2 protein-coding genes are annotated in these 1,262 nt (G+C 56.8%); one reads left to right on the forward strand and one right to left on the reverse strand.

The features are described from left to right. The coding region (locus tag F455_RS22300) for a hypothetical protein (RefSeq protein WP_018974935.1) at positions 1-483 on the forward strand (483 nt) is incomplete at its 5' end. A 387-nt stretch (positions 484-870) separates the two neighbouring features. Here F455_RS22300 and F455_RS23295 read toward each other — a convergent pair. Further along, positions 871-1,262: hypothetical protein (locus F455_RS23295; RefSeq protein ID WP_169337377.1), on the reverse strand; the 392-nt coding region annotated here is incomplete at its 5' end.

Raw genomic sequence — 1,262 nt, forward strand, 5'->3', positions numbered from 1 at the left:
GTCGAAGCGCAGCGCACGACCAATCTGATCGTGGATGCGTACGGCTATTTCCGTGCGCCGACTGCTCCTTCGGCTGGTCCGACGGGTGCTACCGGTGCGACGGGCGCGACCGGACCGACGGGTGACACCGGTGCGACCGGTGCCACAGGCGCGACGGGTGCAACCGGCGCAACGGGTGCGACCGGCCCCGGATTTGTTGGTGGCGTGAACCTGACCACGGTCGTCAATAGCAGTGCGGCGATTGTTTCGAACAACGGGACCGCGGGTTCGGGCCTTTCGAACTTTACGTTGACCTGTCCCGCGGATCATCCGAATGCGCTGAGCGGCAGTTATCAGATCACCGGTAACTCGCCCTATGCGGCCTACGCTTACGCTAGCGCGATTACCACGGTGAATACCACCAACGACAGTTGGACATTCTCGTTCTATAACACTGTGGTTGCGGGCAAGACGGGGATACTCACGGTGTTGTGCTCGAATTGACGAGCCGACAGTCTCACGGTGCGAATGCGCCGTGAGACAATCCCTTTGAAAAGACGCACATGACGCCAGACAAGCCCGGTTTGCGGGCTTGTCTGGCGTTGCTTTGTGCAATATCTCCAAATGACTAAAGCGAAGGTGGCGCGGGGTAACCGGTAGCCGAGTGTGCGACTGTCATGCGAACGGCATCGAATTGAATTCCGATCACTGAGTCCACTTTTTGCATAAAGGCGCTTGGCGCCTTTTTTTTTGCTGAAGCTTTCTCCCTGTCGTCCCGAAGCCGGCACTGCAAGACGTTAATTGGCTTGGAATTTGCGTTCAATGATTCGATGCAAGTTTTTTATGCCGAACTGAAAAATGTGATGCACGTCACAAATATAAGAAAATCTTTCAATGTAATGTGACGTGGTTAACAAAGGACGCATCCGTCGGATGCGAAAGGGGAACAACTCGGAATGGCAGTTCGCTCTCCTGCACTACAAGAAGTGCATCGGAGCGTAGTAGCGCCGTCGTCGTACCGGAACGTCCGATGGCGTGCCGGTCAGGAAACCAACCGCCGGCAACTTCGAATCCCGCTCGACAAACTCGCTTACGCGCAAGCAGGCGTTTCGGCGCCTTCCGGCGCACGGCAAGCGCGTCGAGCCGGCCGGGGAAACCAGCTTCATCACATAGCCACAGGGGGCTAATCATGCAACTCGTAAATCGTAAGACCGTAGCGATCAGTGCTTTAGCTTTTGCCATCACGCAGGCACTGACCGCATCCGCCGCCAGCTTCAGCGACG

It is taken from the genome of Rudaea cellulosilytica DSM 22992, from assembly GCF_000378125.1.
Taxonomy (GTDB): domain Bacteria; phylum Pseudomonadota; class Gammaproteobacteria; order Xanthomonadales; family Rhodanobacteraceae; genus Rudaea; species Rudaea cellulosilytica.